37 protein-coding genes and 1 other RNA gene are annotated in these 25,561 nt (G+C 29.5%); 5 read left to right on the top strand and 33 right to left on the bottom strand.

Annotated features, from left to right (window positions below; all coding sequences use genetic code 11):
• Positions 1–176: 176 nt before the first annotated feature.
• The 26 genes from CRN98_RS04215 to CRN98_RS04110 form a co-directional block, all read right to left on the bottom strand.
• Positions 177–512 carry a hypothetical protein gene (locus CRN98_RS04215; RefSeq protein WP_097026161.1) on the bottom strand — a complete coding sequence of 112 codons (336 nt, stop codon included), beginning with the start codon at positions 510–512 and terminating at the stop codon, positions 177–179.
• 32 nt (positions 513–544) lie between these two features.
• The gene (locus CRN98_RS04210; RefSeq protein ID WP_097026160.1) at positions 545–784 is read right to left on the bottom strand and encodes a hypothetical protein; all 240 of its coding nucleotides are present in this window, start codon (positions 782–784) and stop codon (positions 545–547) included.
• 41 nt (positions 785–825) lie between these two features.
• Positions 826–1,113, bottom strand: coding sequence for a DUF4406 domain-containing protein (locus CRN98_RS04205; protein WP_097026159.1), 288 nt, complete (start codon positions 1,111–1,113; stop codon positions 826–828).
• Between the two features lie 31 nt (positions 1,114–1,144).
• The gene (locus tag CRN98_RS04200) at positions 1,145–3,010 is read right to left on the bottom strand and encodes a phage/plasmid primase, P4 family (protein ID WP_097026158.1); all 1,866 of its coding nucleotides are present in this window, start codon (positions 3,008–3,010) and stop codon (positions 1,145–1,147) included.
• Between the two features lie 6 nt (positions 3,011–3,016).
• Positions 3,017–3,484: a DUF5651 domain-containing protein gene (locus tag CRN98_RS04195; RefSeq protein ID WP_097026157.1), complete on the bottom strand. Its 468-nt coding sequence runs from the start codon at positions 3,482–3,484 to the stop codon at positions 3,017–3,019.
• A gap of 1 nt (position 3,485) precedes the next feature.
• Positions 3,486–3,818, bottom strand: a complete 333-nt coding sequence (locus CRN98_RS04190) for a dUTPase (protein ID WP_097026254.1) — start codon at positions 3,816–3,818, stop codon at positions 3,486–3,488.
• Positions 3,818–4,087, bottom strand: coding sequence for a nucleotide modification associated domain-containing protein (locus CRN98_RS04185; RefSeq protein WP_097026156.1), 270 nt, complete (start codon positions 4,085–4,087; stop codon positions 3,818–3,820). Before CRN98_RS04185 ends, CRN98_RS04190 begins: the two co-directional genes overlap by 1 nt.
• Entirely contained in the window at positions 4,084–4,215 is a 132-nt protein-coding gene (locus CRN98_RS18030) for a hypothetical protein (protein WP_278335407.1), read from the bottom strand. Before CRN98_RS18030 ends, CRN98_RS04185 begins: the two co-directional genes overlap by 4 nt.
• Positions 4,216–4,451: 236 nt before the next feature.
• Positions 4,452–4,754: a hypothetical protein gene (locus tag CRN98_RS04175; RefSeq protein WP_097026155.1), complete on the bottom strand. Its 303-nt coding sequence runs from the start codon at positions 4,752–4,754 to the stop codon at positions 4,452–4,454.
• A gap of 41 nt (positions 4,755–4,795) precedes the next feature.
• Positions 4,796–5,782, bottom strand: coding sequence for an adenine nucleotide alpha hydrolase family protein (locus tag CRN98_RS04170; RefSeq protein ID WP_097026154.1), 987 nt, complete (start codon positions 5,780–5,782; stop codon positions 4,796–4,798).
• A gap of 24 nt (positions 5,783–5,806) precedes the next feature.
• Positions 5,807–6,517, bottom strand: a complete 711-nt coding sequence (locus CRN98_RS04165; RefSeq protein ID WP_179631908.1) for a bifunctional 5,10-methylenetetrahydrofolate dehydrogenase/5,10-methenyltetrahydrofolate cyclohydrolase — start codon at positions 6,515–6,517, stop codon at positions 5,807–5,809.
• Positions 6,518–6,522: 5 nt separating this feature from the next.
• The gene (locus CRN98_RS04160) at positions 6,523–8,229 is read right to left on the bottom strand and encodes a DNA polymerase domain-containing protein (RefSeq protein ID WP_097026152.1); all 1,707 of its coding nucleotides are present in this window, start codon (positions 8,227–8,229) and stop codon (positions 6,523–6,525) included.
• On the bottom strand, positions 8,230–8,394 hold the full coding sequence (locus CRN98_RS17465; protein ID WP_143331274.1) for a helix-turn-helix domain-containing protein: 165 nt from the start codon (positions 8,392–8,394) through the stop codon (positions 8,230–8,232).
• Between the two features lie 54 nt (positions 8,395–8,448).
• A complete protein-coding gene (locus CRN98_RS04155) occupies positions 8,449–8,895 on the bottom strand; it encodes a DUF669 domain-containing protein (protein ID WP_097026151.1) in 447 nt (148 codons plus the stop codon).
• 1 nt (position 8,896) lies between these two features.
• Positions 8,897–9,055: a hypothetical protein gene (locus CRN98_RS17650; protein ID WP_179631906.1), complete on the bottom strand. Its 159-nt coding sequence runs from the start codon at positions 9,053–9,055 to the stop codon at positions 8,897–8,899.
• A 1-nt stretch (position 9,056) separates the two neighbouring features.
• Positions 9,057–10,727 (bottom strand): AAA family ATPase, encoded by a 1,671-nt coding sequence (locus CRN98_RS04150; protein ID WP_097026150.1) that lies wholly within the window; start codon positions 10,725–10,727, stop codon positions 9,057–9,059.
• Between the two features lie 12 nt (positions 10,728–10,739).
• A complete protein-coding gene (locus CRN98_RS17645) occupies positions 10,740–10,910 on the bottom strand; it encodes a hypothetical protein (protein ID WP_179631904.1) in 171 nt (56 codons plus the stop codon).
• Entirely contained in the window at positions 10,898–11,194 is a 297-nt protein-coding gene (locus CRN98_RS04145; RefSeq protein ID WP_097026149.1) for a VRR-NUC domain-containing protein, read from the bottom strand. Before CRN98_RS04145 ends, CRN98_RS17645 begins: the two co-directional genes overlap by 13 nt.
• Positions 11,194–11,514: a hypothetical protein gene (locus tag CRN98_RS04140; protein WP_097026148.1), complete on the bottom strand. Its 321-nt coding sequence runs from the start codon at positions 11,512–11,514 to the stop codon at positions 11,194–11,196. Before CRN98_RS04140 ends, CRN98_RS04145 begins: the two co-directional genes overlap by 1 nt.
• Positions 11,507–11,692 carry a hypothetical protein gene (locus CRN98_RS04135; RefSeq protein ID WP_097026147.1) on the bottom strand — a complete coding sequence of 62 codons (186 nt, stop codon included), beginning with the start codon at positions 11,690–11,692 and terminating at the stop codon, positions 11,507–11,509. The genes CRN98_RS04140 and CRN98_RS04135 overlap by 8 nt, the downstream gene beginning before the upstream one ends.
• A gap of 26 nt (positions 11,693–11,718) precedes the next feature.
• Entirely contained in the window at positions 11,719–12,213 is a 495-nt protein-coding gene (locus CRN98_RS04130) for a hypothetical protein (protein WP_097026146.1), read from the bottom strand.
• A gap of 1 nt (position 12,214) precedes the next feature.
• Positions 12,215–13,456 (bottom strand): DEAD/DEAH box helicase, encoded by a 1,242-nt coding sequence (locus CRN98_RS04125; RefSeq protein ID WP_341455750.1) that lies wholly within the window; start codon positions 13,454–13,456, stop codon positions 12,215–12,217.
• A 7-nt stretch (positions 13,457–13,463) separates the two neighbouring features.
• Positions 13,464–13,634: a hypothetical protein gene (locus CRN98_RS17640; protein ID WP_179631903.1), complete on the bottom strand. Its 171-nt coding sequence runs from the start codon at positions 13,632–13,634 to the stop codon at positions 13,464–13,466.
• A gap of 12 nt (positions 13,635–13,646) precedes the next feature.
• Entirely contained in the window at positions 13,647–13,850 is a 204-nt protein-coding gene (locus CRN98_RS04120; RefSeq protein WP_097026145.1) for a helix-turn-helix domain-containing protein, read from the bottom strand.
• Positions 13,851–13,866: 16 nt separating this feature from the next.
• Entirely contained in the window at positions 13,867–14,655 is a 789-nt protein-coding gene (locus tag CRN98_RS04115; RefSeq protein ID WP_097026144.1) for a Rha family transcriptional regulator, read from the bottom strand.
• Complete coding sequence (locus tag CRN98_RS04110) at positions 14,655–14,882, bottom strand: helix-turn-helix domain-containing protein (RefSeq protein ID WP_097026143.1); 228 nt, start codon at positions 14,880–14,882, stop codon at positions 14,655–14,657. The genes CRN98_RS04115 and CRN98_RS04110 overlap by 1 nt, the downstream gene beginning before the upstream one ends.
• Positions 14,883–15,086: 204 nt before the next feature.
• On the opposite strand from CRN98_RS04110, the gene CRN98_RS18180 reads away from it, so the two are divergent.
• The 5 genes from CRN98_RS18180 to CRN98_RS04085 all read left to right on the top strand — a co-directional run bounded on the left by CRN98_RS18180 (position 15,087) and on the right by CRN98_RS04085 (position 18,396).
• Positions 15,087–16,034: a helix-turn-helix domain-containing protein gene (locus CRN98_RS18180; protein ID WP_423237082.1), complete on the top strand. Its 948-nt coding sequence runs from the start codon at positions 15,087–15,089 to the stop codon at positions 16,032–16,034.
• A gap of 22 nt (positions 16,035–16,056) precedes the next feature.
• Positions 16,057–16,503, top strand: a complete 447-nt coding sequence (locus tag CRN98_RS04095) for an ImmA/IrrE family metallo-endopeptidase (protein ID WP_097026142.1) — start codon at positions 16,057–16,059, stop codon at positions 16,501–16,503.
• 307 nt (positions 16,504–16,810) lie between these two features.
• On the top strand, positions 16,811–16,942 hold the full coding sequence (locus tag CRN98_RS18025; RefSeq protein WP_278335406.1) for a hypothetical protein: 132 nt from the start codon (positions 16,811–16,813) through the stop codon (positions 16,940–16,942).
• 1 nt (position 16,943) lies between these two features.
• On the top strand, positions 16,944–17,240 hold the full coding sequence (locus CRN98_RS04090) for a histidine kinase (RefSeq protein WP_097026252.1): 297 nt from the start codon (positions 16,944–16,946) through the stop codon (positions 17,238–17,240).
• 10 nt (positions 17,241–17,250) lie between these two features.
• Positions 17,251–18,396, top strand: a complete 1,146-nt coding sequence (locus tag CRN98_RS04085) for a tyrosine-type recombinase/integrase (protein ID WP_097026141.1) — start codon at positions 17,251–17,253, stop codon at positions 18,394–18,396.
• A 56-nt stretch (positions 18,397–18,452) separates the two neighbouring features.
• On the opposite strand, the gene rnpB is transcribed toward CRN98_RS04085, so the two are convergent.
• The 7 genes from rnpB to CRN98_RS04050 form a co-directional block, all read right to left on the bottom strand.
• An RNA gene (gene rnpB / locus CRN98_RS04080) (RNase P RNA component class A) lies at positions 18,453–18,795 on the bottom strand.
• A 117-nt stretch (positions 18,796–18,912) separates the two neighbouring features.
• Entirely contained in the window at positions 18,913–19,638 is a 726-nt protein-coding gene (locus CRN98_RS04075) for a zinc ribbon domain-containing protein (RefSeq protein WP_097026140.1), read from the bottom strand.
• Positions 19,639–19,775: 137 nt separating this feature from the next.
• Entirely contained in the window at positions 19,776–20,585 is an 810-nt protein-coding gene (locus CRN98_RS04070) for a Nif3-like dinuclear metal center hexameric protein (protein WP_097026139.1), read from the bottom strand.
• Positions 20,585–21,280 (bottom strand): tRNA (adenine(22)-N(1))-methyltransferase, encoded by a 696-nt coding sequence (locus CRN98_RS04065; RefSeq protein WP_097026138.1) that lies wholly within the window; start codon positions 21,278–21,280, stop codon positions 20,585–20,587. The genes CRN98_RS04070 and CRN98_RS04065 overlap by 1 nt, the downstream gene beginning before the upstream one ends.
• A 69-nt stretch (positions 21,281–21,349) precedes the next feature.
• A complete protein-coding gene (gene rpoD / locus CRN98_RS04060; RefSeq protein ID WP_097026137.1) occupies positions 21,350–22,414 on the bottom strand; it encodes an RNA polymerase sigma factor RpoD in 1,065 nt (354 codons plus the stop codon).
• A gap of 24 nt (positions 22,415–22,438) precedes the next feature.
• Positions 22,439–24,205 (bottom strand): DNA primase, encoded by a 1,767-nt coding sequence (dnaG, locus tag CRN98_RS04055; RefSeq protein ID WP_097026136.1) that lies wholly within the window; start codon positions 24,203–24,205, stop codon positions 22,439–22,441.
• A 238-nt stretch (positions 24,206–24,443) separates the two neighbouring features.
• The gene (locus CRN98_RS04050) at positions 24,444–25,478 is read right to left on the bottom strand and encodes a deoxyguanosinetriphosphate triphosphohydrolase (protein WP_097026135.1); all 1,035 of its coding nucleotides are present in this window, start codon (positions 25,476–25,478) and stop codon (positions 24,444–24,446) included.
• Positions 25,479–25,561: the final 83 nt, after the last annotated feature.

Genomic DNA, 25,561 nt, shown 5'->3' with positions numbered 1-25,561 from the left:
GTTTTAGACATTTGAATTCTGGCATTGCCTTCTTTTCATTTTTTCAGCTTCTTTTAATGCTTTGTGGGTATTAATTTCTGCTATACAAGGTAATATTGTCATAATTACTATGGAACCAATGATTATATATAACATATTTTTATATGTCTCCCTTCGTCCTTATTTCAAATTACACTCTAATCTATTTTCTTAAATTTCATGTTTTCATTTATCCCTAACCCAACCTGAGGTACATTGGGATAAAACTCAAACTGAATAAAATTATTTTCTTTATACACTCGCTTTAATAACCTATGATCTGTAGTAGGCACATAAAACACCCCTTCTTTAATTACATTTATAAGTTCAGCCAATGTATATTCCTTTGATGTATTTTCCTTTGGTGTCCAATTAGTGTATGCATAAACAGTACCATCACAATCTTTAGATAATACATAATTACCACATCTAGTACATATTGTATTTTCTCTATTGTAAGGTGAATATTTACACTCAATACATGAATATTTCATTATCTTTCAACCCTTTCTAATTGAATTGTTCATTAATATTTAACTTGAATTTTAAGGTTTTTAAATTGATTAAGTTCTTCCTCGACTTCTTTAATCCATTCTTCTTTTATTGCATTTGCCTTATCTTTTAATGCTTTTCTATTCAATGATACAAAATAACAATCATTGAAGCGTGTAACTTCATTAGTAATTTTACTTTTATCAATCATAAGATTTTTCAAAGGTGCTATTTTCAACTCTTTTTTCTTTTTATTAAAATACAATTGAAACATGATTTCCTCCTTATTGCTTCACAATATTCTCAAGTTGTGTACTAGCTAACTGACTGTTCATAAATTATTTCTTTATTTTTAGCTTTAGCATATTCAAATTCTAAATTTGCACCTTTACTGTCTGTCCAGTTGTTTAGCATGTATACTGCATCACAGGCATCAATCATTGTGTAACATATCTGCATATATATTTCCCACGGAAACCCTTCAGGCAAAATGCTTGGGTTCATACATAAATGCCCTTTCTCCTTTAATTGTTTTTCTACCTTATAAAAGTTTTCTTTATAATTTTTTAAACCTGTTATTTTACCTGCTATATAAATTTTCATAAACTCACCCTAACTTAATAATATTTTTACATTATGATTTTTTATAAACTCTTTTTTGTTTACCATTAACTCTTATCACTGTATCGCTATTATAACCTTGCTTTCCTACTTCACGTCCAAATACTGGTTTACTTATTGCTTTTAAACCATTTTCACTACACCAACTTGAATATCTTAAGTAAACCTCTTTTACTGGATCATTTTCTATATCATTATCCTCTAAAAATGCTACTACTGGATTGTTAATTGCTTCATACTCTTCCCAAACATCATCGCATACTTTTGCGTAAGTGAATGAATGATTATTAAGTGTTCTATTCAATCCCTGGAGTGCTAATTTGAGTAAATATTCCATAGCTTCTGTACCTGTTAGCTTGTCTAGTATGAAAGGATCATAGTCTTTATCACGTTTTGAAAATGTAGCATTAAAAGGAATAAATATTAATCTTCTTTTAAGTCCTCCAGATAAATCATTTATTCGTGGTAACTCATTAGCACTAAAAATTAATTTAGAGTAATTTTTAAAATCAAATGGATCTCTTCCTTTTCTCTCTACATTGACTTTTTCTCCTGTAACTAATTTCTTAAAAGTACTATTATCCTCAATATATTTATTGGAAATATCATCACCTATATTTGCAAGTTTCCCTTCAAGCTGAAAAGTCTTAAATCTATGATTAAGCTCTTCCAAAGATACACTTGATATATTTTCTTCCCCCAAGAGGTCATTTAGTACTTCCAGTAGTGTAGATTTTCCATTAGCACCTTGACCAGTAAGTATGAAGGCCTTACCTAACTCATTACGCCTAAATAACGTGTAACCAATCATTTCTTCTGTTAGCAATCTTAAATTCTTATCATTACAGCATATTTTATCCAAAGTCTTATCCATAGTTTCGTTATAAGCGTTAGGGTTATAGGACCATGGAATTTTATTTTTAATTATATAGCTGCTATTAAACTCCAATAGCTTTTTAGATTCTAAATCAAATACTCCATTACTTAGTGCTATATATTTTGGATTAGACATTTTTGCATTTTGACATATTAGCTCTAAGTATCTTATAACTTCTGTTCTAACACTATTGGTAGAGTTGTTTATATATTTAAGCATAACTTTTTCAATTTCTTTCATGTCACTGCTGTAGTAACCATCTTTATACATATGCAATTCATCATTTATTTTTATAATTTTCTCGTTATCTCTCAGATAGGTTGCTAACTTTTCATATTGTAATTTACTTTTTATATAAAAACTCTCTTTCATGAAAGCTTCATCACGTAAAATTGTTTCTATTTCTCTTTCATCCAATGGCTCCTGGAGAATGTATTTATTTATAATTCTTATAGTTTCTCTTATTTCTTCCTTAGTAAAACCATTACTCTGTAAGATTAGAATATAATTAAATAAAGCTTGATTTCTTCCATCACCTTCACTCATGCTCGAGAAGTTAATTTCCCTTTTAGTTAGTGGCCTCAACCATATTGGAAGTATATCTGGAGCATCAGTAGTTTGTAAAAACTTACGCTTTCTCCCTTTAATTTTAAGAGGTACTACTGCATTTTGAACTCCTAAGCCAACATCTATTTTTAATCCTAACGCGGTATAATACCCTTGCTTTCTTTTATCTATGTTTGTGTTAGTAAAGTAAAAATGTTTCCCTCTAGAGGTCTGAAGTACACTAGTGTTAACACTCATATCTTTAATTATTTCATATAGTCCATCAGCCTGTGATCCATCGTCGATGTCTATTTGAATTAGAGTATCATCTAATACTCCACCATAACTTTGTAGAGTTTCAACATCTTTTAAACTATAAAATTCAGTACGATTTTTGTATTCTTCAGCTGGTGTTTTTCCATCTTTACCCCCTGTAGGTATATATCCTTTCCACATTAATTATCACTCCTTGTAGCTATATCTACAGTTCCCTAGATCCTCTCCAGTTGGCTCTGGAATACAGCGCTCTTCAAATTCCTTGTATATTTCACAATCATTATTACATTTAATACAGTTTCTACAGTTATAATAAAATATTAATTCGACTAGTTTATAGTAGTCCCTATTCATTTCATAGCAATCATCTAATTTACTACTTAACTTTTTATTATACATTTCAACAGCATATCTATCTTCAACATTTATATAAGCATTTTTAACACTATTCCAAAATGTTTTAAATGCATTATTATTTAATCTTTTAGCTTTACTATTAAAACCTTTAAATCCCCAAGTCCTAGCTGTTTTAAGTGCTTTATGTTCTTCTTTAGTAAGGTTAGTATTATTTAACATTTCGTCAATATTATCTATATATTTTTTTAAGAAAAGGAGCTGTACTCGCTCCTCTTTATTCAAATAATCCTTTAACATATTAATATCCCTCTTTCACTCGATTAATATTAATTTGCCTTTTCTTAAAGTAAGCATCTTCTATTTCCTTAGCACTAAACCCTAATTGGTTCCCTACACTTAGAAAGAAATGTAATACATCTACATATTCATCAATAATCCTTTCTTTTGGTTCAGGACCTTTATTACTCCAGTGCTTAAACACTCTAGTCGCATTAGCTAATTCGGAAACTTCAACTTGTAAAGCTAACAATGTATCTGTTAGTAATTCCTTTGATTTCAAATTGAGGTTTTTCTTTTCCAAAATATACTTGTCCAATTCATCCTGTAGTTCATATAAATCATTTAAATGTATCACTCTTTAGCCTCCATTTCTATTACAGTCATTATTGAATAATTTGCAAGATCTTTAAGAGTATCTATAATACTTTCATCTCCAACTTTAGCATGAGACTTAATTAAATTTTTAAATCTCAATAGTTTATCTTCTAATCTAATAGCCGACATAACTGGTCCATATTCTTTAAATCCCTTACCAAAGCTATCACCATAATCATGGTTTTTAGCTTCATATAACTTATTGAGTTCAACACATATTTCAGCATGTTTTTCAATTTTATTCATTTAATATCCTCCACTTCAATTAAACCTGGTCTTTCTAGCTCAATTTTTTCATCTGCAATACTTGCAGCATGACAATAACTCATAATTATGACTGTAATAACGGATATAGCTATTATTCCTAACCACATTAACACCTCTATCATCATTTACCACGCCTTTCCATATATAAAATTCCACCCAAGTACTCTATTTTGTATGTTTTTAGATATTTATTAGTAAGTCTTAGCTTTTCCTTAAAACTTTTGTAAGGCAATGCCATTACTATTGGTTCTCATCTCTTACTCATATCCTCACCTTTTATCATTTGATTTTCATATGATAATGAAAAGTTATACTTATGTCATCTAATAATTGAAATACGACATTAATTGTTTCCATTTAATAACTCAATATGTGTATATTGCAATGTTCCTATCTTGAAGTACTTCTTTTTAGTTCCCCAGTTTGGTAAAGTTATAAAATGTATTTTTACTGGAGCTTTTACTAGTGGTAAACAAAATTCACTTTTAGATAATTTTTCAAGATATAGAAGTACTTCTCTTTTAGATAAAGAAAACTTATCTATCCATATATTTTCAATTGTTTGTAATGGGAAAATATCTCCCCATTTCTTTTTATCTTCTTTATATTTATTTAATATTTCAATCACTAAATCATTTAAAGTCATAGCTACCTCCTGGTATGTCGCATAATTTTCAGTTTCCGAACCTAGACTATTTTTAATTGACCATCATTTTCAGTTTTAATACTTCCACATGGTCTGTATTCAATTCCTAAATAGTCTAATATTTCTCCTAGTCCTAATTTATTTATGCAATAATCATATTGTTTAGGGTACATTTCAAACATTCTCTGAAACCTATTAGGTTGACTTTCCAAATGGCACCCAAACATACAAAACATACATCCTGTTCTTTTTTCTTTCGTTGTGTAATACTTACCATAAGCGTTTTGTTTTATTTCACCATACTCTGGAGCTATATCTATTTTTTCTTTAACTACATATTCAAGCAAATCTTGCTGTGTCCAAAAAGCCATTGGTGTACTCTTAGGTCTTTTTAGATTCCACATATTGCAACCATTTTGGAGATAAATGATTTTTCTATTTACACTTTCTTCAACCATTTCAGCTGTTATTGGGTGTAATCCTCCGTTTTCATCTTCAAATTTATGTGCAGGTCTTTTTTTCATAACATCACAACACTGCTCTGAAATCTTAAAAGGTGCATTTAATAGATAGTGCCATTTGTCACTTAGTTTCCCACTTGTACCCCTAATATCTCCATGCAGTAATTTATTTATATATGCTTCACTTAAATTTTGAGTTGTTAGTTTTCTTATTGCCATAGCCTGTGATTTTGATATTACTGGATAACCGTATTTATCTATTACCTTATTAAATGTCATTTTAGGTTTTAATACATATTTTGCATATTTCAAAGCTATTGCTCTTACTCCTGGATATTCAAGTCCAGTATCAATAAATACTATAGGTCTTTTACTTTTCCATCCCCCTTTTTGCATTACATCAACCAATACCCTACTTCCTAATCCACCGCTAAAACTTATATATCCCCCATCAAAATCACTTAATCTTTCTTGTGTTGATTCAACTTTTTCTTCAAGTGGCATACCTATTCTATATGTTAATATTCTCATGTTGTTTTCATATAATCCTTTATCTAATTTTTTCACCTACCTTTACATCATCAATGGCATTCAAATCGCTTCAAATATGTGTTTGAACAGGATTGCAGTAGTAACAGCTCCAACGCCATTCTTAGCACTTGTAACATATGCCTTTTCTATAACATCTTCTGATACATCTCCTAAGCCTACATCTATTATCAAGCTATTTACTTTTACCATATCCTTAGTTATAAGCCCCTTTTTACCTGTAACACTTATAATCACATCTGCATCTTTTGTATACTGTTCCAAGTTTTCTGTTTTGGAGTGGCATATGGTAGGAGTAAAATCTCTTTCTAGCAAAGACAAAGCTATCTCTAAACCTAAACGTCTACCAACCACACAAATATGTTTGTTAGAATTTATATCTAAGAAGTCCAATATCTTATTTACTGCTTCTACGGTGCAATTTTGGAACTTACTTTTCCCAGTGAAGTTGTCCACATCTTTGTTATAATCCAAATATGCTTTTATTAATAGTTCTTCTGATGGTGTGAAAGGCTTCACTGGTAGTACAGCATCTGACTTAACTTGTACTTCATCTAAAATTTTGGTTATATCAAGCTTATTAGCTAAATCTACTGTTAAAATATTTACTTCTAACTGCTCTGCTTTCTTTTCTATACTTTTAATATAATTAGTGCTATCCTCTCTTTCTCCATGTTTAAGTATTGCTAATGTAGAGTTTCCTTTCTTAGTTGGTTCCAAACTATCTATCAATTCTTTTAAATCTATATACATTATTTTTATACCTCCCATTTGAGTTGTCCGGTTATTCCGAAGTCCTCTAATCTTTTTTTAGCTACATCTATATACCATTGTTTATCCAATTTACGTGAAATTCTTTTTTCCTTCATATCTCCATTCTCGATAAAACATCGTCCTGGTGTATTTGCTATCTTTTCAGGCTTATCCTTAGAATTTATTTTCATTACTGGACCATCAGATAAACTTCTTGAAGCAAATACTCTTATACATTTTTCAGGTATGGGTTCGCTATTATAAGTTATACCTTTATACTTAGATGTTATTTTAACTACCTTTTGAAACTCAATTAACTTATTACAATTATTAACAGTAGTTTCTACTGAAGTTCCATTAACAAAATATTCTCTAAGTGCTATATTAACTATTGGTAAGTCATAATCTAATTGCTCTAACTTTTTAACATAAGCCCCTTTAGATTTATAAGAGTTATCTTCATGGACTACAATATAGTTATTAACATCCTTTTGATATATCTTAGAAAATGTTTCCCATTCTAACTGTAGTCTTGTCCTTTGTTCCCACTCTGCAGCAATAGCTTTTATTTTATCTATATCTTTTTCTCTTCTAACTTTTAAAAATAATCCATCAGTATTACTTTGTATTAACTCACAGTGGTTCTCTAATTTTTCTATTAAATCTAATAAAAATAACTGCCCCGCCACACATACATTATTAGCCATCAATGGGTCATACAGATTATTATTCTTATCTTTCATAGCTCCGTAAGTTGAATTTAAAACTAACTTATAGGGTAACTGCATTGGATTTTTAGCTTTTTTAAGTTTTAATCTTGTATCTCTGATTTCTCTAAATTTATTTCTATCACTTACATTACGGGACACGTAATTGTATTCAATCATTAAGCTTGGATACAAACTTGCAACGTCACAATTTAGGAATATACCCTCTCCATAATACTTTTCCTTTGCACCATGTAATCCACCCCAAGCAAATATATGAGGTACTCCTGCTACGTCACATTTGAGTGATGATTTATAATCTCTATTGAGTCTATTTTTATACCAATCTACAACATATGAATATTTATCTACTTTAAGATTATCAGGGATAGTTATTTCAAATTCGTCTTGATGCCTTTTTTTACGTGCTCCAAGTATTATTGCTGACAATTGTGGTTTAGTCATAGAAATGTACTTTATATTTAGATTAAATGCTTTAATTAAAGACATTTGAGAATTAAATTCTTCTATTCTCTGCATAAAAACTTCCATGGTATTCTCTACGTCTGATTTACAATACTTAACTGTTTCTACTATTTCATCACTATTTAAAGGCCTGTCTATATTAAAAGCCACATCAGATTCTTTAATATTATTTCCCATGTACCCTTCCAGCTGCTTAAGTCCTTTAGTAACATCAGTCATAATATCAAAATTGTATAATTGAAATTTGTTAAAATCCCTACTAAACATCCAAGCTGGTTGTTGGGCTTGAATAATATGATTATTTAACTCCCAAGGATCCAAGTCTAATAGAATAGCTTTTAAGATATACTGATCATAACTTCTACTGTTATAACCTACCCAAATATCATCTTTATGTGCTTCATAAAACTTCTTTAATCCATTTGGATTATCTATACACACATTATATTTCTTAGTATCTGTATCCATTATTACTACTAACCAGTTATAACGGAATACTTCAAAGTCATAGAAGAGCATTTATGTCACCCTCTCTCCTCTGTTTCTTGGTTCCCAAACATACTTATTTACTGTTGTTGGACTTAATTTGAATTTCTCACCTAGTTGTTTCATGTTATAACCTCGGTTGTATAGCTTATTTATATCTTGTATTATTTGTATATTTACTTTTGGTTTTCTACCCATGTCTACTCACCTGTTTATTTTAAAATTTAGGGGACAGTTAAGTCCCCACTCCCCTTAAACTTCATATACGTCTGTTATCTTATATACATTGTATCCTTTGTTATTTTTGCTATAATCTAAGGCAAACTCTAACTTTCCCTCTACAGCTTCATGAACATCTAAAATAGTATCGTTATACTGCTTGAAGTTATCAAATTTTACTTCTGTATCAGTTCCAAGTGATTTTAGCATTTCATTAGCATTGTGTATTCCAAACCCGGTGCTTAACACTTGATTATAAAATATAAGTGAACCTTCATACTCTCCAGCAAGTATTTTAAACCAAATTGTTAGCATTGGACTTCCTTTCTTAGATTCAGTTAATTCCATTTTATTTACCTTAACTTCATACTGTCCTACTGGAACTTCTTTAAACTCCATTGAACCAGTCGAAGCTTCAGCCACATCTTTCTTTAATCCCTCTACATCTATTGCCTTATCAAATTTTTCCCATAAATTCATATTAATTTTCCTCCTCATATTTTAAATTATTTTCTTTTAATAATCTTTCAGTTACTTTTAACAATACTTTACTTACATCACTTATTTCTTCATTATTCATAGCTGGGGCCAATATCCTTATACTGTCTAATATTGCTCTTATTTTAGCTATATCTGCCATATTATTCAGCCTTCCTTCTTCTTCTTTTAGGTGCTTCTTCTACCTTCTTATTAGTTTTAGCATCATCCGCTTCACTTGAAATTTCAGCATTTTCTTCTGTTGTTGAATTTTCTAATTCATCATTTTTATTTTCTATATTTACTTGACTTGGAGGTCCCCCAACTGAACTATCATTATTAAGATTTTCTTCCTTTGGAGCTTCTTCCATCTTAGAATAAGTTTTAATACCCTCCTGAGCTTGCTCTAAAGCTTTTATAAACTCATCTTTATCAAGTTTAATTGTCTTAGTTTTAAAATTAAATCTACCACCACCAAATACATTCTCTTTCTTTTCAAGTAATAAAAATCTATCTTCACCATTCATGTATGCTCTTACTGTAAGATCTACAGTTCCAGCTAATACATTAGCAAATTTATCTTGGATATTAGGAATAATAGTTGTTATCTTACCTCCATTTTTAAGATTAATTTCAGATACTACTTCTTTACTTATATAAATTACTTGGTATCCTAAATTCTTAAGTCTTTTTATTGCACTAAAGAACTCTGTTTTTACTAAATCCCACCCTTTACCGTAGCCAGCATCTGATTCATGCTGTATTCCATTTTTATCAAATACATAAAGTCTACAATGTTCTTTTAGATCCTCAACTAAGTCAATACAAACTCTTTTGAAGTCATTTTGTTTTTTCTCAAGCTCTGCTATAACCTCTAAGAATACATCCCAAGCCATTTTTCTTTTAGTTATTCTTCCTTCTACAGTTACTTCATCAGCTATTCTAATTACAGGACTTGTAGTGTTATCTGTATTTCCATCAGTATTAAGGAATAGTAAGTCATCAAATTGATCAACAAATGTACTTTTTCCAACGTAGCTATCTGCATAAACCCACATATCTGGATTAGTGTCTATTTTTCTTTCTCTTCTTTTATTACTTGGTAAATTCATATAATCCTCTCCTCTTTGGCAGTATGGCTGATGTTCACACCATCCGCATAATTTAGTTTCATTTTTAGGGAATTCTGTACTTTCAAGCATTTCTACAGCTGTATTTAAACTGTCAGTAACTTTTTTACTGTCATATTCTAAATACTGTACTCTTATATCCATACCCCTTATAGTTTCATTTAGGCGCTTTCTAAATTGATATAAGTCTTCACTATTCTTTTGTCTTATAAATGTTTTTGGTATAAAGATAAATGCCATTTTATTAACTTTGTATCCTATGCACTCTAAGAAATATTTATAAATATGAAGTTGTGGTGATTTTAAATAATCTTCAACATTATTACTGTATTTAAAATCGTATAGATCCACTGTTCCATCTTTGTTATGTGCCAATAAATCAGCTGTGCCATGAAATTTCCCCACTTCAAATTCAACTTCATGTTCTAATTTGTCATATTGGTTTATAAAGTTAAGTACCTTTGGAAGTAAATATTCAATTTTAATAGCTTCATTAATAGTGTTATCAGTTAGTACATAATAGTTAGAGTAGTAATTATCTATCATTTTTTTAACGCTTCCGGTCTCAGCTCCATAATGTATAGCTGTTCCCAAATATAAAGCATTATTAGCATCTTGATTTTTAACTATTTCAAGATTATCTACATATCTTAATTTATATTTATAAGGACAGTGTCCATATTGCGTTATGGCACTTTGTCGCATTTAATCACCTCCTTACCAGCTGGTTAATCTTTTCTTACCTCTGCTGCCGTTTCTTATTGAGTTGTCAATACCGGTTATGGTTAATCCCATAACATCCCTTTCACCTGAAGATTTTTTTAATTTTTTATCATAATGGTCATTAATAACTTTTTTCATGAACTGGCTTTTACTTAATCTTTGCATAGCTTGTACATATCCTTTCTAAAGCTTTCAAAATCCTTAGGATATAATATATATCCAATGCCTTTAGCACCTTGTATAAGCTCTATATTGCGTTTCTGTAACTCACTAGCATGACCATTCTCTGCTTTAACTTCTATTCCAATAAATCTACCATTGCAGCAACAAATAATATCTGGAATACCACTCTTGCTATAAGGTCCAGCCCAGTACTTAAAGTACCAAGTATGTGGTAAACTCTCTAAAAACTTTTTTATTTTATTTTCAAATTGTTTTTCTGCTGCCATTATTCTTTAGACCTCACTAATACAAAATGAACTGGACTTACTTTAATTAAGTCAGCTATGTCTATTTTCCCTTGTAAAGTTCCCTTATTAACTGAGTTCACTGTCATTAGAACCTCGTCTTTTATTAAGCTACTTCTATCAAAATTCATAATTGTTGCACTTGCAGTATAAGTATTAAATTTAATTAGTTTGTTATTTATCATTACTTCAATTAATTGATTTTTAAGTGAATCTAAATCATTCTCTATAATCTTTAGTGATTCTTTTTTATCAAGTATTTCTTCCATTAAATCTGACATTTTCTCTTCAGCTTTAGTCATCTATTTCAGCCTCCCTTTTATATTCATTCATGCATTTACTGCAAATAATCATCCCGCGAATGTCGTAATATTCTTCACCTTCATATATAAACTCTCCACAATCAATACAGGTATCTACTATTTTTGCTTTAGGAGATTCGTATTTGTATTCATAACAAGAATCTGGTAAGTTATCCATATTAGTTATCACTCTCCTCAAATAATTTATCTGCCTTTATATGACCTTTTATTATTAGCCTGTTGTTCAATCGTTGCCCATCTACAATTAGAAGACTCATAATTCCCATCATTATTTATTCTGTCTATGGTCAAATCATCTTTATAACCATTGCCCATTGACCAATTATAAAAATTCATAAAGTCATTTAACCATTCATCACAAATTCTTATTCCCCTGGCTCCATATCTTTCGTAATTAGTAGCATTAGGGTTATAGCATCTTGTTTTCATGCAGCTCCATATGCTGAATAATCTATGATTAGTTAAGTTATGAGTTTTAAAATTTTTGCTAGTAGTCTCTTTTCTTAAACATCCACAACTTTTACTTCTCCCATTTCTTAAATCATGTAATTTAACAATTTTTCTATTACCGCATTTGCATTCGCATACCCAAGTGCTTCTACCATTTATATTTTTACTTCTTTTTATAACTGTCCAATATCCATACTTTTTTCCAATAATATTTACAGGAGCCGGCACGTTAATCACCTTCCTCAAATAGCTTTAAGGTATAATCTTTTCTTTCTTTTAAAGTATTTAAAATATCTTCCTCTATACTGTTTTTAGTAATTAAGTACCAATAGAAACAAGTTTTTTCTTGTCCTATTCTATGAGTTCTTTTTTTTGACTGCATCCATATTTCTGCACTCAACGGTAAACTGTAATAAATAATCTTATTACTAAGTTGTAGATTAAGCCCCATAGCTCCAGCTTGATATTGAACTAGAGTTATACTATTATCTTTAGTCTCATATTTTTTTAAATCTTTAGTTTTTCCATTTATAATGCTTATTGGTTTATCTAGCTTTTTACATAGCATCTTAATCTGTTCTAATTCTTCAGTGAAGTTATAAAATATGATCACTCTATCTTCTGTACTCTCTAGTAAATCTTTAAGAGCTTCTAATTTATTTTTGTTATACTGTGAAGCCAATTGTCTTTGATATAACATTTTAGTAAGTGAAGTATCTCCTACTAATTCCTTACCTTCTATAGTAATTACTCTATCTTTCTTAAACTTCTTATACTCTTTAGTGTTATCAACTACTACTGTATTTTCTATCTGATCTGGAAGGTCAAACACATCTTCGGTTTTCATAAATATACTTCCATACTCTCTTAGTTTTTCTTTAAGCCTTTCCACATTCTTATATCCAGTTACTTTAGGTATTTTGAAATTACCCATATCAATATTGATATAATTTACATAAGTGTCCCAAAATAACTTCTTACTAATATTCCAACCTAAGAGTTTACATTGAGTATGAAGTTCTTCATATTTACCGCCTACTGGAGTACCTGAAAGAAGTATTACATTTTCAGGCCTTAATTTAAGAATAAATTTTGTCCTGTTAGAGCTAGGATTTTTTATACAAGAACTTTCATCTAACATTAGTGTAAAATCTCTAAGCTTTAATAATTCAGGTCTTCTCCAAACTAAATCATAATTTATGATTACTACGGACCCACTAGGTATATCTCTTGTCTTGCTATATATAAAGGTGTTATACTGTGGGTAGTGTGTTTTAATATGCTCATACCAATCTTGTAATTTTGATTTTTGGCAGATTATCAAATTTACATTGGCATTGAGCTCTTTTAATTTTTCTGAACCTACATAAGTCTTTCCAAGTCCCATATCTAAGTAGTATGCTACTCTATTATGATATTTAGTTTCTTCTAGTGCTCTTACCTGGTGCTGATAAAGTTCAATTGTTCTCACCTACTTTCTACACACATCTTTTTAATACAAAATCACATCTTTCTATTATTATCAATAATTCTTTTAAGCTTGTCTTCTTGTTAAAATTAATGTTATTAAACTTAATATCTTCTACAACCATATTGGACAATTCTTTGTTTAAAACAATTCCCCTTTGACATAGTAAAGTTCTTAGCAAATTCTCACCTTCCTATAAATCTTTTACATTATTTAGATCAGTTAAATCTTTCCCATCAAACTCTTGAAGAAATCTATTAATTTCAGTATTTCTAATCTTCATGCTTCCTATTTTCAAAGATTTTAAAAATCCTTTTTTAATAAGTAAATATATGAAATTTTTGTTAGTTTTAAGTCTTTCAGCTGTTTCTGTGACACTTAATAAATAATCTTTCATTGCTTACACCTCTTTTCTATGCTCCGTATTTAATTGCCATTTCTTTTACTATAGCCACATAGCCTTCTATAAGCTTCTTATCATCTTGAATTACATCGAGCATCGTTAATTTATCCCTCTTAGATTTACAAATTCCTTCATCGGCCATTCTTCTACGCTTATTTGTTAGCCTTATAGATAACTGCACTCCCATTCTTTGTTCCAATAGCTTATAACTCTCTTCTCTAAGTGCTTTAATGTGGTCATATCCTCCTGCAGTTAAAGCCATTTTATTGATTAGACTTGAACTGTCTTTTCTCCAATCATTTGGATTAAGAGCAACTACATCTCTTATAGCTTGTACCTCTTGTTTTGTTTCTTCCGCCTTTGCATTAGCTTCAATAGCTTTAGTGTTAGCTTGTTCCACTTGTGTCCTCATAGCCTTCATTTCCTGTAACTGTGCTATTAATACATCTTCTAAACAAGAAGGCTTTAGTTGATTTTTAATATGTTCTTCCATTTTATTAAAGGCTTCAATGTATTTCAGTTTCCACTGTAAAGCTTTTGCCCCAGTGAATCCCATAACCAATAACGAAAATCCATCTCTTGTTAATAGATATTCTTTATACAACTGTTTATTTTGTTCATGCTGGTATTCTGATTCAATAAATAGGTGTGCACAATTTTGAGCAGACCCAACGTTTGATATTAAGTTTTCTATATCTCTCACAACATTTCTGTGTTCTTTCTCAAAATCATCTGCTATTTGTCTACTTGTTACTACAAGTTGTCCATCTTGATTTAAAATTTTTATTAAATTATCCATTAGTTATCCTCCTTGTACACTTTTTCATTAATTTTTAATGCCTTAAAAATTTCATCTGTTGAACACTTATACAATTTTGACATTTTAAAAATAATATCTTTGGATGGACTTCTTTTCTCAGTTTCAATTTTATAAAGCATACTTTTACTTATTCCAAGAATTTCAATAGCATTTTCAAAATCTATACCAGAATTAATTCTTTTTAATCTTATAGGTGTTAATTTCATTTTATTGCCTCCTTTGTAACACTTTATGTGATTATAATATCACTTATAGTGTTAGGCATAAAGCTCTATTATATCACAAATAGCGATATAATTCATCACTATTAGAGATTAAATGTTTGTACCTAAAATTTCCTTTTAAATGCTAAAATTTGCTATTGATTTTATCACAATCAGTGTTAAAATATATTACAAGGAGTGATAATGATGTTAGGATATAAAATTAAAACCTTGAGAATTAAAAATCAACTTACCCAAAAACAATTAGCTGATAAATTAGGATTAGCTCAATCTACAATTGGAATGATTGAAAGTGGCAAGAGAGATGTTAGCTTTGAAATATTAATAAAAATTGCAGATTTATTTAATGTATCAACAGATTATTTAACAAGGAAGTCAGCAAAGGCAGTAATTGAAGATAAGTTAGAAGAATTAAATATGACTTTTGAAGAATTATCAGATAAGACTAAAATTCCAATGGTATTCTTTGATAAATTAGATGATATAATCCCATATGAAGGTGATTATGAAAGAATACAAGTAATAGCTCGTGCTTTAAATATAGAGCCAATTGACTTAGCAAACGCATTGCATAGGCAAGAGCCACCTATTACATATGAAAAATTGGATAAATGGGATAAGAAATATAACAGTAGAGATTTATCTGAAAAAGCAAACTATATTGAATTAGGAAAAGTCGTTGAGGAATGTAGAAAATATAAAGAGTATTCTATTACTAATTTAGTATCGCGAATTGCTCAAGATGATAATAAAAGGAAAAAAATCGAAAAAATAATCTATGACCTAGAGCATTATAATTGGACAAAAGAAAAATTGTCTAAGCCAGATCTTATAGAGTTATTATCCAAAATAGCGACTGAAACAAACACCTCATACCCTGCAACATTTGAAAAATATGTTGATAAAATATATGCAGATATTGAAAACGAAAATCAAATTAGAGAAGACTCAGCTCCTTATAATACTGGAGGATTTACTACGCCTGAAGCAGCCATGCAATTTATATTAAAGCAACCTGCTGTTATGGGATTTGGAGGATTTGATGTAAATAAAATGAGAGATGAGGAAATAATAGAGTTTGCAAATGAACTTTTAAACCAATTGAAATTAATAAGCTATAAGTATAAAAAATAATAACATAAAAAGGGTGATGAGAATGTATTTATGGATACACAATACAATTTCAGGTTTACAGGACATCTATAATACAAGCAATATTTATGATTTATATGGTTATTTAGAAATTGAGATAATTGAATTAGACTCAAGTAATATTTTACTTAGAAAAAACGAAGCATTTTATAATAGAGATTATTTTGGAAATGAGGTTGTCTTTATTAGAAATGATTTAAACCAGCAATATAAAAAATTTGTATTGGCCCATGAATTGGGGCATTCATTATTGCATACTCACATTTATGAAGCAGCTTTTAATAAAGAATTATTGAATATTGGTAAATTAGAGCGTCAAGCTAATTATTTTGCTTTTAAACTGCTAAATATAGACTTAGATCCAATACAGTTTGAAGGTTTTACTATAGAACAAATTGCTAGCTCTTTATATATACCAAAATCTTATTTTAATGTTACAAATAAAATATAAGTAATACCAACACTTTGGAACTATTTTGTTACAGAGTGTGACAAATGAGCTAAAACATCTGTAACACCTCTCAAATATTGATATAACTAAATTAGATTTACGTTTGTTACAGAGTTACAAATAAAATAACTTTCTTTATATAAAAATAAAATTAAAAATAAAAATATATAATATATAAAAGAAATTTAATATATATTGTAACACTTTTTCGTAACCTAAAATCTTCTTAAGTATTGGTATTATTGAGTTTTAACTTTTGAGAAGTGTTACAATAGGTGTTACAGATATAGCAAAAGGAGGTAATTAAATGTCAAGAGTAACTATTATAGAACCAAATATAACTGAAGAACAAAACGAAGAGAATTTAGAACGAGTAATCGAAGTGTTAGAAAGTATTACACATGGAACTGTTGTAATAACTCATGATAAAAGGAAGTGAAATTATGAACAAACTTCTAACACAAAAGGATTTAGCTGAAAGATGGCAAATAAGCATTAAAGCAATAGAAAGTTATAGACAACAAGGTATTATAACTCCAGTTCCTGGTATACCAAGTATACGATTTAATTCTCAACATATTTTGGAATTGGAAGGAACTAAACTAGAAAGATTTTCTCCAATAGAGAGAAGAAAGCTTGAAAGAGAGATTGAAATTCTTAAACAAGAAAATGAAAAGCTTAAAAGTATACTCTCTAAAGTATTAAGTGATTTAGCACCAGTTATTAATTTGAAATGAGGTGAATTTTATGCAAGGTGGAGTGCGAAAGCGAGGTAAAACATGGTCCTATTATTTCTACATTGGCATTGTAGATGGAAAAAAGAAATATAAAGAAAAAGGTGGTTTTAGACTTAAAAGTGAAGCCCAAGAAGCCTTACGTGAAGCAATGACTGAGTTCGAAAATGGAGGATTCATAAAACCTAAAGGAATCACGTTTATGCAGTTTTCTATGGAATGGCTTGAAAACTATGTAAAACCTCTTAGAAAGGTAAGCACCTACAATCGTTACAGGGAATTAATTAACAAGTATTTAAATGATATTGGTAATATGAATATTGGAGACATTCAGTCATATCATCTAGAAGAATTGTTATTGAAAAATAAAAATAACATTAGTGGTTCAACTTTACAAGGCATTTATACTATAATTAATACTATCATGAACAGGGCTTTACATTTAAAACTGATAAAAGATAACCCCTGTAAGTATGTTGAAAGACCAAAACGTGATAAATTCACTCCAGATACATTAGAAATTGAAGAAATTGAACAATTGTTTGATGTGTTGGATCAAAATAATAATTATGATTATATGTTTTTTATTGCATTAAAAGTAGCCTTAGAACTAGGACTGAGACGAGGAGAATTAGGTGGACTTGAGTGGTCAGATATTGATTTTAAAGAAAATTTGATTACTGTTAATAACAATTTAATTTATAGCAATGGGCATGTTCTTATGTCTACTCCTAAAACTGAGGAAAGCAATAGAACTATTTATGTATCAGATCAAATATTAAATATATTAAGGGAGCTAAAAGAAAAGCAAGAGGAAAATAAAAATAAGTATGGTAAGTTTTATGTATTGAACACTTTTGATGACAAAGATTATGATTTGGTCATGGCATGGCAGAATGGCAAATATATTCATCCAATGTATTATCTAGATAAATTAAAAAAGGTGCTAAAAAAAGCAGGGATAAATAAAGATATCCGTTTCCATGATCTTAGACATACAAATGCTACTCTTTTAATATCACAAGGCATAGACTTTAAAACTGTACAAAATAGACTTGGTCATAAGGACATTAATACAACATTAAATATTTATAGTCATGTGAATAAAGAAATGCAAAAGAAAGCTACAGATAAGCTTTCTAAAATTTTAAATAAATAGAATGGCAAAAGAATGGCAAAACAAAAAACACTAAGTCTAAAACCCAGTGTTTTCAATGTGCGACTAAGTCTATAAGCCGAGTTCTGTATTAAACAGTCATCTATCTAGGCCTATCGTTACCAATAGGCTCAAGCGATACACCCGGAAGCGGGACGGGCAGCCCCATAATGCTTCCCTATTCGATCTTGCTCCAGATGGGGTTTACATAGCCGCATAGTCGCCTATGCGCTGGTGAGCTCTTACCTCGCCTTTCCACCCTTACCTATATAAAATAGGCGGTATATCTCTGTTGCACTTTCCTTCAGGTCACCCTGACTGGGTATTACCCAGCACCCTGCCCTATGGAGCTCGGACTTTCCTCTCCTGTGTTTCCACAGCAGCGACTGTCTGACTTACTCGCGAATTATATTATAACATATTCATTGTAAAAATCAACTTATTTTTTATTGGTAATATTATCCATCAGCCAAAAAATATTATCCATAGCTCGAAAATCTATTTATTTCAGCTATTTATTTATTTATTTTCTAATCTCTTATCAGAAAATAATATTCTCCCGCAGTTATCACAAAATGTTATTTCGTTATCTTTATTTATATTATCTATTGTAAACGCTGATACCTGAATTTTGCATCCTTCGCATACTCTATCTTTTAACTTAACTGCTGCCTTTTTATTTCTGCTTTTTATTTCATCAAATATATCTAAATATCTCTTAGGTATACTCCCTCTTATATTACTAATTTTCTTTTCAATAAGCTTCTTATCTGTATTAGCCTCATTTATTTTTTTACTTTCTTTTTCCTTATAGTTATAAAACTCTTCTTTAATATTTACTAACTTTTCTCTTAAGCTTTTTCTTTCCTCTTGTATTTTTTCTTCTCTCTCAAGCATATCTATAATTTTGCTATCTAACTCTACAAGCATTTTTTTATCATTATCTAGCTTATTATTAATAATATCAATAACCTTTAAATTTGCTCCCGATTTATTATATAACTTATAATTTCCATCTTCTATTTCTTTTTTTAAACTATTTATATTATTATTAAGCTCAACTATTTCCTCCTTTATTTGTTTTAAACTCTCATCTTTATTTATAAGTTCAACTTTAAAATTTTCAAATTGTTTCTTTAATTTTTTTAGTTCACACTTATATGAATTATCATTTAAAATTACATCACAGTTATTCATTTTATCATACTCATTTTGTAGCTCATAAATATTTTCATTTAAACTCATATCTTAATCCTCCTTAAATATTAAATGATTGGGATATTACTTTCATCTGAACTTTATCATGCTTAAATTTAAAATTTATATAATAAAAAACAAAAATGAATAGATATCCATTCATTCAAACAGACATCTACTCATTTCTATTTATACTTATAAGGACATACAGTTTTAGTTGATAAAATTATTTCTATATTATGCCCCATTAATTTTATTCTGTTCTGTAACCATTTTCCAACTATTTGCATACCTGGCCATTCTGTATGGAAATGTCCTGCGTCTATTAAGCAAATTCCATCTTCAGCTAAATCTGAAGCATAATGATATGTACTATCCCCTGTAATTATACACTCTGCCCCTAAATTTTTTGCCTTCATTAAAAAGTCATTTCCACTTCCATTTATAACTGCTACTTTTTTTATTAGCTTTTTTTCATCTCCTATATATTTTAAAGATATTATATCTAAAGAATCTTTAACTCTATCACAAAGCTCATCTAAGGTTATAGCCGTGCTTAATGTAGCTATTCTACCCAATCCCGTAAAATTATCTATACTATTCTTATTTGGAGAAATAACTTCATAGTTTTTAAAGTCTAGTAAACTCATTATTATATCATTTATGCCATCTTTTGTTGCATCTAAATTAGTATGACTTGAATAAAGACTTATATCATTTTTTATAAGATTTATTATTTTCTTTCCTAAGAGAGTTTCTGTTGTTATAGAAGATGGTTTTTTAAAAAGCAATGGGTGATGTGAAATTATAAGGTTACATCCTCTATCATTTGCTTCTTGAATTACATCTAAAGTACAATCTAATGCTATTAAAATAGAAGTTACTTCCTTTTGTGCATCTCCTACCATAAGCCCTACATTATCAAAATCTTCTTTTAATTTTATTGGAGCAAATTCTTCGATTATATTTGCTATATCTTGTATTTTTAAGGACATTATCTCAACAACTCCTCCAATTTATAAATTTTTTCTTTAACCTCTTTTTTTCTGAGATTTGCCAAAGAAGAATCCTCTTGTATATATTCAAGTATATTATTATACTTATTTATCTTATATTGTATAAATTCATTTACTAATGGATGTTTTTGTTTAATCAAATCATGGCTTACTTCATAAAATATATCATTTTCGATTTTTTTTATGTTTTCATTTTTATTTGCGTATCTAATTTTTATTATCTCATAAAATATTTTTTCGTCAATACATAATTCTTCTTTTATAACTTCAAAACCACTATCATATATATACTTTCTTAGAACATCAGGATTTTGCACTGGCTGAAGTATTAAGTAATCTAAAGATTTAAATACTTCCATTCCACTTTCGATTAAGTCCTTTATTAAATGTCCACCCATGCCTGCAATTATGGCTACATTTACTTCTCCTGGAGTTATCATATCAAATCCAGAGCCTAATCTAAGACTTATATTATCTTCTAAATCCCCCATACTTATATTTTCTTTAGCCTTTTCTAAGGGTCCTTTATTTATATCGCAAGCGATAGCAAATTCACATATCTTATTTTTTATAAGATGTATAGGAATATATCCATGATCCGTTCCTATATCTGCTATAGTTTTGCAGTTATTTATCATATTACAAATAGTTTTTAATCTTAAACTTAATTCCATATACACTTTCCCTTCTTTACTTTTCTAACTTTTGAAAGAAATAAAGCACCCTAAGGTGCTTTCCTATTACTAATCTAAATAATCCTTTAATTTTTTACTTCTACTTGGATGTCTTAGTTTTCTTAAAGCTTTCGCTTCTATTTGTCTTATTCTTTCTCTTGTTACATTAAATTCTTTTCCTACTTCTTCAAGTGTTCTTGCTCTTCCATCATCTAATCCAAATCTAAGTCTTAATACCTTTTCTTCTCTTGGGGTTAACGTATCTAATACGTTTATAAGCTGTTCTTTAAGCATTGTAAAAGCTGCAGCTTCTGCTGGTGCTGGGGCATCATCATCAGGAATAAAGTCACCTAAATGGCTATCTTCCTCTTCTCCTATTGGTGTTTCAAGTGATACAGGTTCTTGAGCTATTTTCATTATTTCTCTTACTTTGTCCACAGGCATTTCCATTTCCTTTGCTACTTCTTCCGGAATTGGCTCTCTTCCTAATTCCTGTAATAGCTGCCTTGAAACTCTTATTAATTTATTTATAGTTTCTACCATGTGAACTGGTATTCTAATAGTTCTTGCTTGATCAGCTATAGCTCTTGTTATCGCCTGTCTAATCCACCAAGTTGCATAGGTACTAAACTTAAATCCTTTTCTATAATCGAACTTTTCTACAGCTTTTATAAGTCCCAAATTTCCTTCTTGTATAAGATCTAAAAATAACATGCCACGGCCAACATACCTTTTAGCTATACTAACTACAAGTCTTAAGTTAGCTTCTGCAAGTTTTTTCTTAGCTGCCTGCTCTCCATTTTCTATTCTTTGAGCTAAATCCATTTCCTCTTCTGAAGACAATAATGGAACCTTACCTATTTCCTTTAAATACATTCTTACAGGGTCATCTATAGCAATACCTTCAGGAATTGATAAATCCAATTCCTCATGTGGCGTATCTGCATCTTGTATATCGCCTATAACATCTATACCCATAGACTCTAATACTTCATATATCTTTTCTATTTGTTCCGGACTTAACTCTACATCTTCTAATTCATCCATAACTTCTTTATAAGTTAGGCTACCGCCTTTTTTCCCTTTTTCAATAAGCTTTTTTACAAGTTGCATTTTTTCATTTTTATCTTTCATTATATATATGGCCTCCTTCCGCCCTTACTGCAAACCATTTAGCTGCTTTTGAACATTCATAAGTTCCTTAGCAACTTTCATGGATTCAGTTACATTCCCATTGGCTTCATATTCTTTTATCCTTAACATTATTTCATTTTTTTCCTCTTCTAGCTTATATCTTTTTATTTCCCGTATGCAATCATCTATAAGCAACTTGTAATCTATTTCTTCATTGCTTATATCGCTTTGAAGTATACTCACCCACTCCTTTATGATTTCAGACTTCTGGCTATTTAATTCAACTTTATTTCCCATTTCTTCTAAAGATAAATTTGAATTTTCTAGTATAGTATTAAATATATCTTGATGGGATTTTAATATCATATCCTCTATTTTAATCCTATCCTTAATATAAGAAATCAATTCTCTCTTTTTTATAATTATCCTTATGAGAAGTCTTTCTGCCTTTATATATGCAGGTTCTATATATAATTTATTTCCCAAAATGGATTCAATATTCATCTCTCTTCGATTATTTCCATCCTTTTGGTACTTTTTATTAACTATTTGATATAAAATTTCTTCACTTAATTTTACCTTAGTTGAAATCTTCTTTATGTATTTATCCTTCTCCACTGGATGAAGATTTCTTATTATTTCAGTTGCTTCTTCTGTATATCTTACTACTTCTTCTGAGTTTTGAAAGTTAGTTTTTTCTTCTATCTTTTCCAGTTTATAATCTACAATTGGAAGGGCATCTTTTATTAAATTTACAAAGGCCTCTCTTCCATGATTTTTTAAATATTCATCTGGATCCTTTCCATCTGGAACCGTAAGCACCTTAACTTCAAGTCCTTCATCCTTTAAAATATCAAGTCCCCTTAATGTTGCATTTTGCCCTGCTGCATCTGCATCATATGAAATAATTATCTTATCTACAAATCTCTTTAAAAGCTTTGCTTGAGACGCCGTAAGAGCCGTACCTAATGATGCTACAGCATAGTTTATTCCATATTGATAAAGTGATATACAATCCATATAGCCTTCTACAATTATAAGTGTTCTATCTCTAACATCCTTACTTGCAAAATTTAAACCATATAAATTAGTTCCCTTGTGAAATATTGGAGTCTCAGGAGAGTTTAAATACTTCGGTTTAGAATTATCTAATACTCTTCCACCAAAACCAATTACCTTGTTCCTATAATCAAATACAGGAAATATTATTCTATTTCTAAATCTATCATAAAAAGCTCCTTTTTCGCTTTTTATAATAAGCCCTGCATTTAACATGTCGAGTTCAGTATATCCCTTACCCTTAAGAAATTTTATTAGGGAATCCCAACTATCTGGAGCATACCCGAGGCCAAACTTATTTATTATTTGAGGGGTAACACCTCTTTTAGATAAATACTGCATTGCATTTTTATTTTTTCTTAAATTATAAAAATAAAATCTAGCTGTTTCTACATTTATGTTATACAACTTTAAGTTATTTTGTTGTTGTACATTATTGTTACCATAAGCTATAGTAATATTTGCTTTATCTGCAAGAACCTGTACTGCATCTGTAAATGATATATTTCTGGTCTTCATAACAAAACTTATGACATTTCCAGCTTCACCACAGCCAAAGCACTTGTAGATTTGCTTATCTGGTGTTACAGTAAAAGAAGGAGATTTTTCATTATGAAATGGGCATAACCCAACATAATATTTGCCTGCTCTTTTTAACTTTACTGTTTCTCCTATCACATCAACTATATCACTAGATTCCTTTACCTTTTGAACGACATCTTCCGATATCAATTATTTATTTCACCTAACCTTTTAATTATAATAAACTTTTGTATGATTTTGCAACAAAATATCTGATTTATTTTATATATTCGACAAAAATAATTATAATCCTTCTACAATATTAAATATTAGTGTAAGTTTTATATTATATTTATATATTCTGTAAAAAATCAAAATATCCTTCATATTTATATTTTTTATTTTATTACACACAAACATTATTTTTCCAATTAACTTAGGTTTTATACTAATAAATTACAATTTTAGGAACATATATTTGATTGAATATAATAAGGCAATAATCATCACTCATCCCTGATATGTAATCTGTAACTCCTCTATATAATCCTTCTTCTTCCACAACTTTTAAATAAAACTCAGGCATTTTTTCAGGATACTTTATATAATATGTAAATACTTGTTTTAATACAAATTTAGCCTTATCTCTTTCTTCCTTTAATATAGATCCTTTATATACCTTTTCGAACATAAATTTTCTAAGTTCTATCAAAGCTCTTTCAATTTCTGAGCTTAAACATACCTGTACCTTGCCATCTTTTATATTACCTAAGGTATTATAAACAAGATCTCTTACTAAAGTATCTATTCTTTCTCCATGGCTTTTCCCAAGAATTTTAAGAAGCTCTCGTGGTATTTCTTCTTCTTTTAAAATCCCGGCCCTTATAGAATCATCAATATCGTGATTTACATATGCAATTTTATCACTATATCTTACTACTTGCCCTTCTAAAGTAAATGCCTTAGCTCCATTTTCTCCTTTAGAAAAACCACTATGATTTAGTATTCCATCTAAAACTTCTTTTGTTAAGTTTAATCCTCTTCCCTGTCTTTCAATTTTTGTAAGTACTCTTATACTATTTTCATTATGTCTAAAACCTTCGGGAAGCAATTCATTTAATACATCTTCACCATTATGTGCAAAAGCTACATGGCCTATATCGTGTCCTAAAGCTATAGCTTCAATAAGATCTTCATTTAAACCTATGCCCTTGCCTATGGTCTTTCCAATTTGCGCTACTTCTAAAGTATGAGTAAGTCTAGTTCTATAGTGGTCCCCCCAAGTTTTTATATATACTTGAGTTTTATGTTTAAGTCTTCTAAAAGATTTACTATGAATTATTCTATCTCTATCTACCATGAAACAAGTTCTTATTTCGTCATCTTTTTCTACAACTTTTCTTCCTTTAGACTTTGCGGCTAATGATGCCTCCCTTATTAAAATCTTCCTTTCATTTTCTTCTATTGTTTCTCTAATTAACATATTCATCACCACTCTTATGTATTCTATATTATACGTGAAACTCCTTTTATTTTTACTAATATAAAAATTACTATGTATAATAT

This window comes from Clostridium peptidivorans, from assembly GCF_900205925.1.
GTDB lineage: Bacteria > Bacillota > Clostridia > Clostridiales > Clostridiaceae > Clostridium_AK > Clostridium_AK peptidivorans.
Note: the sequence above shows the minus strand (reverse complement) of the source record. Positions and strands in the feature narration are given on the sequence as shown.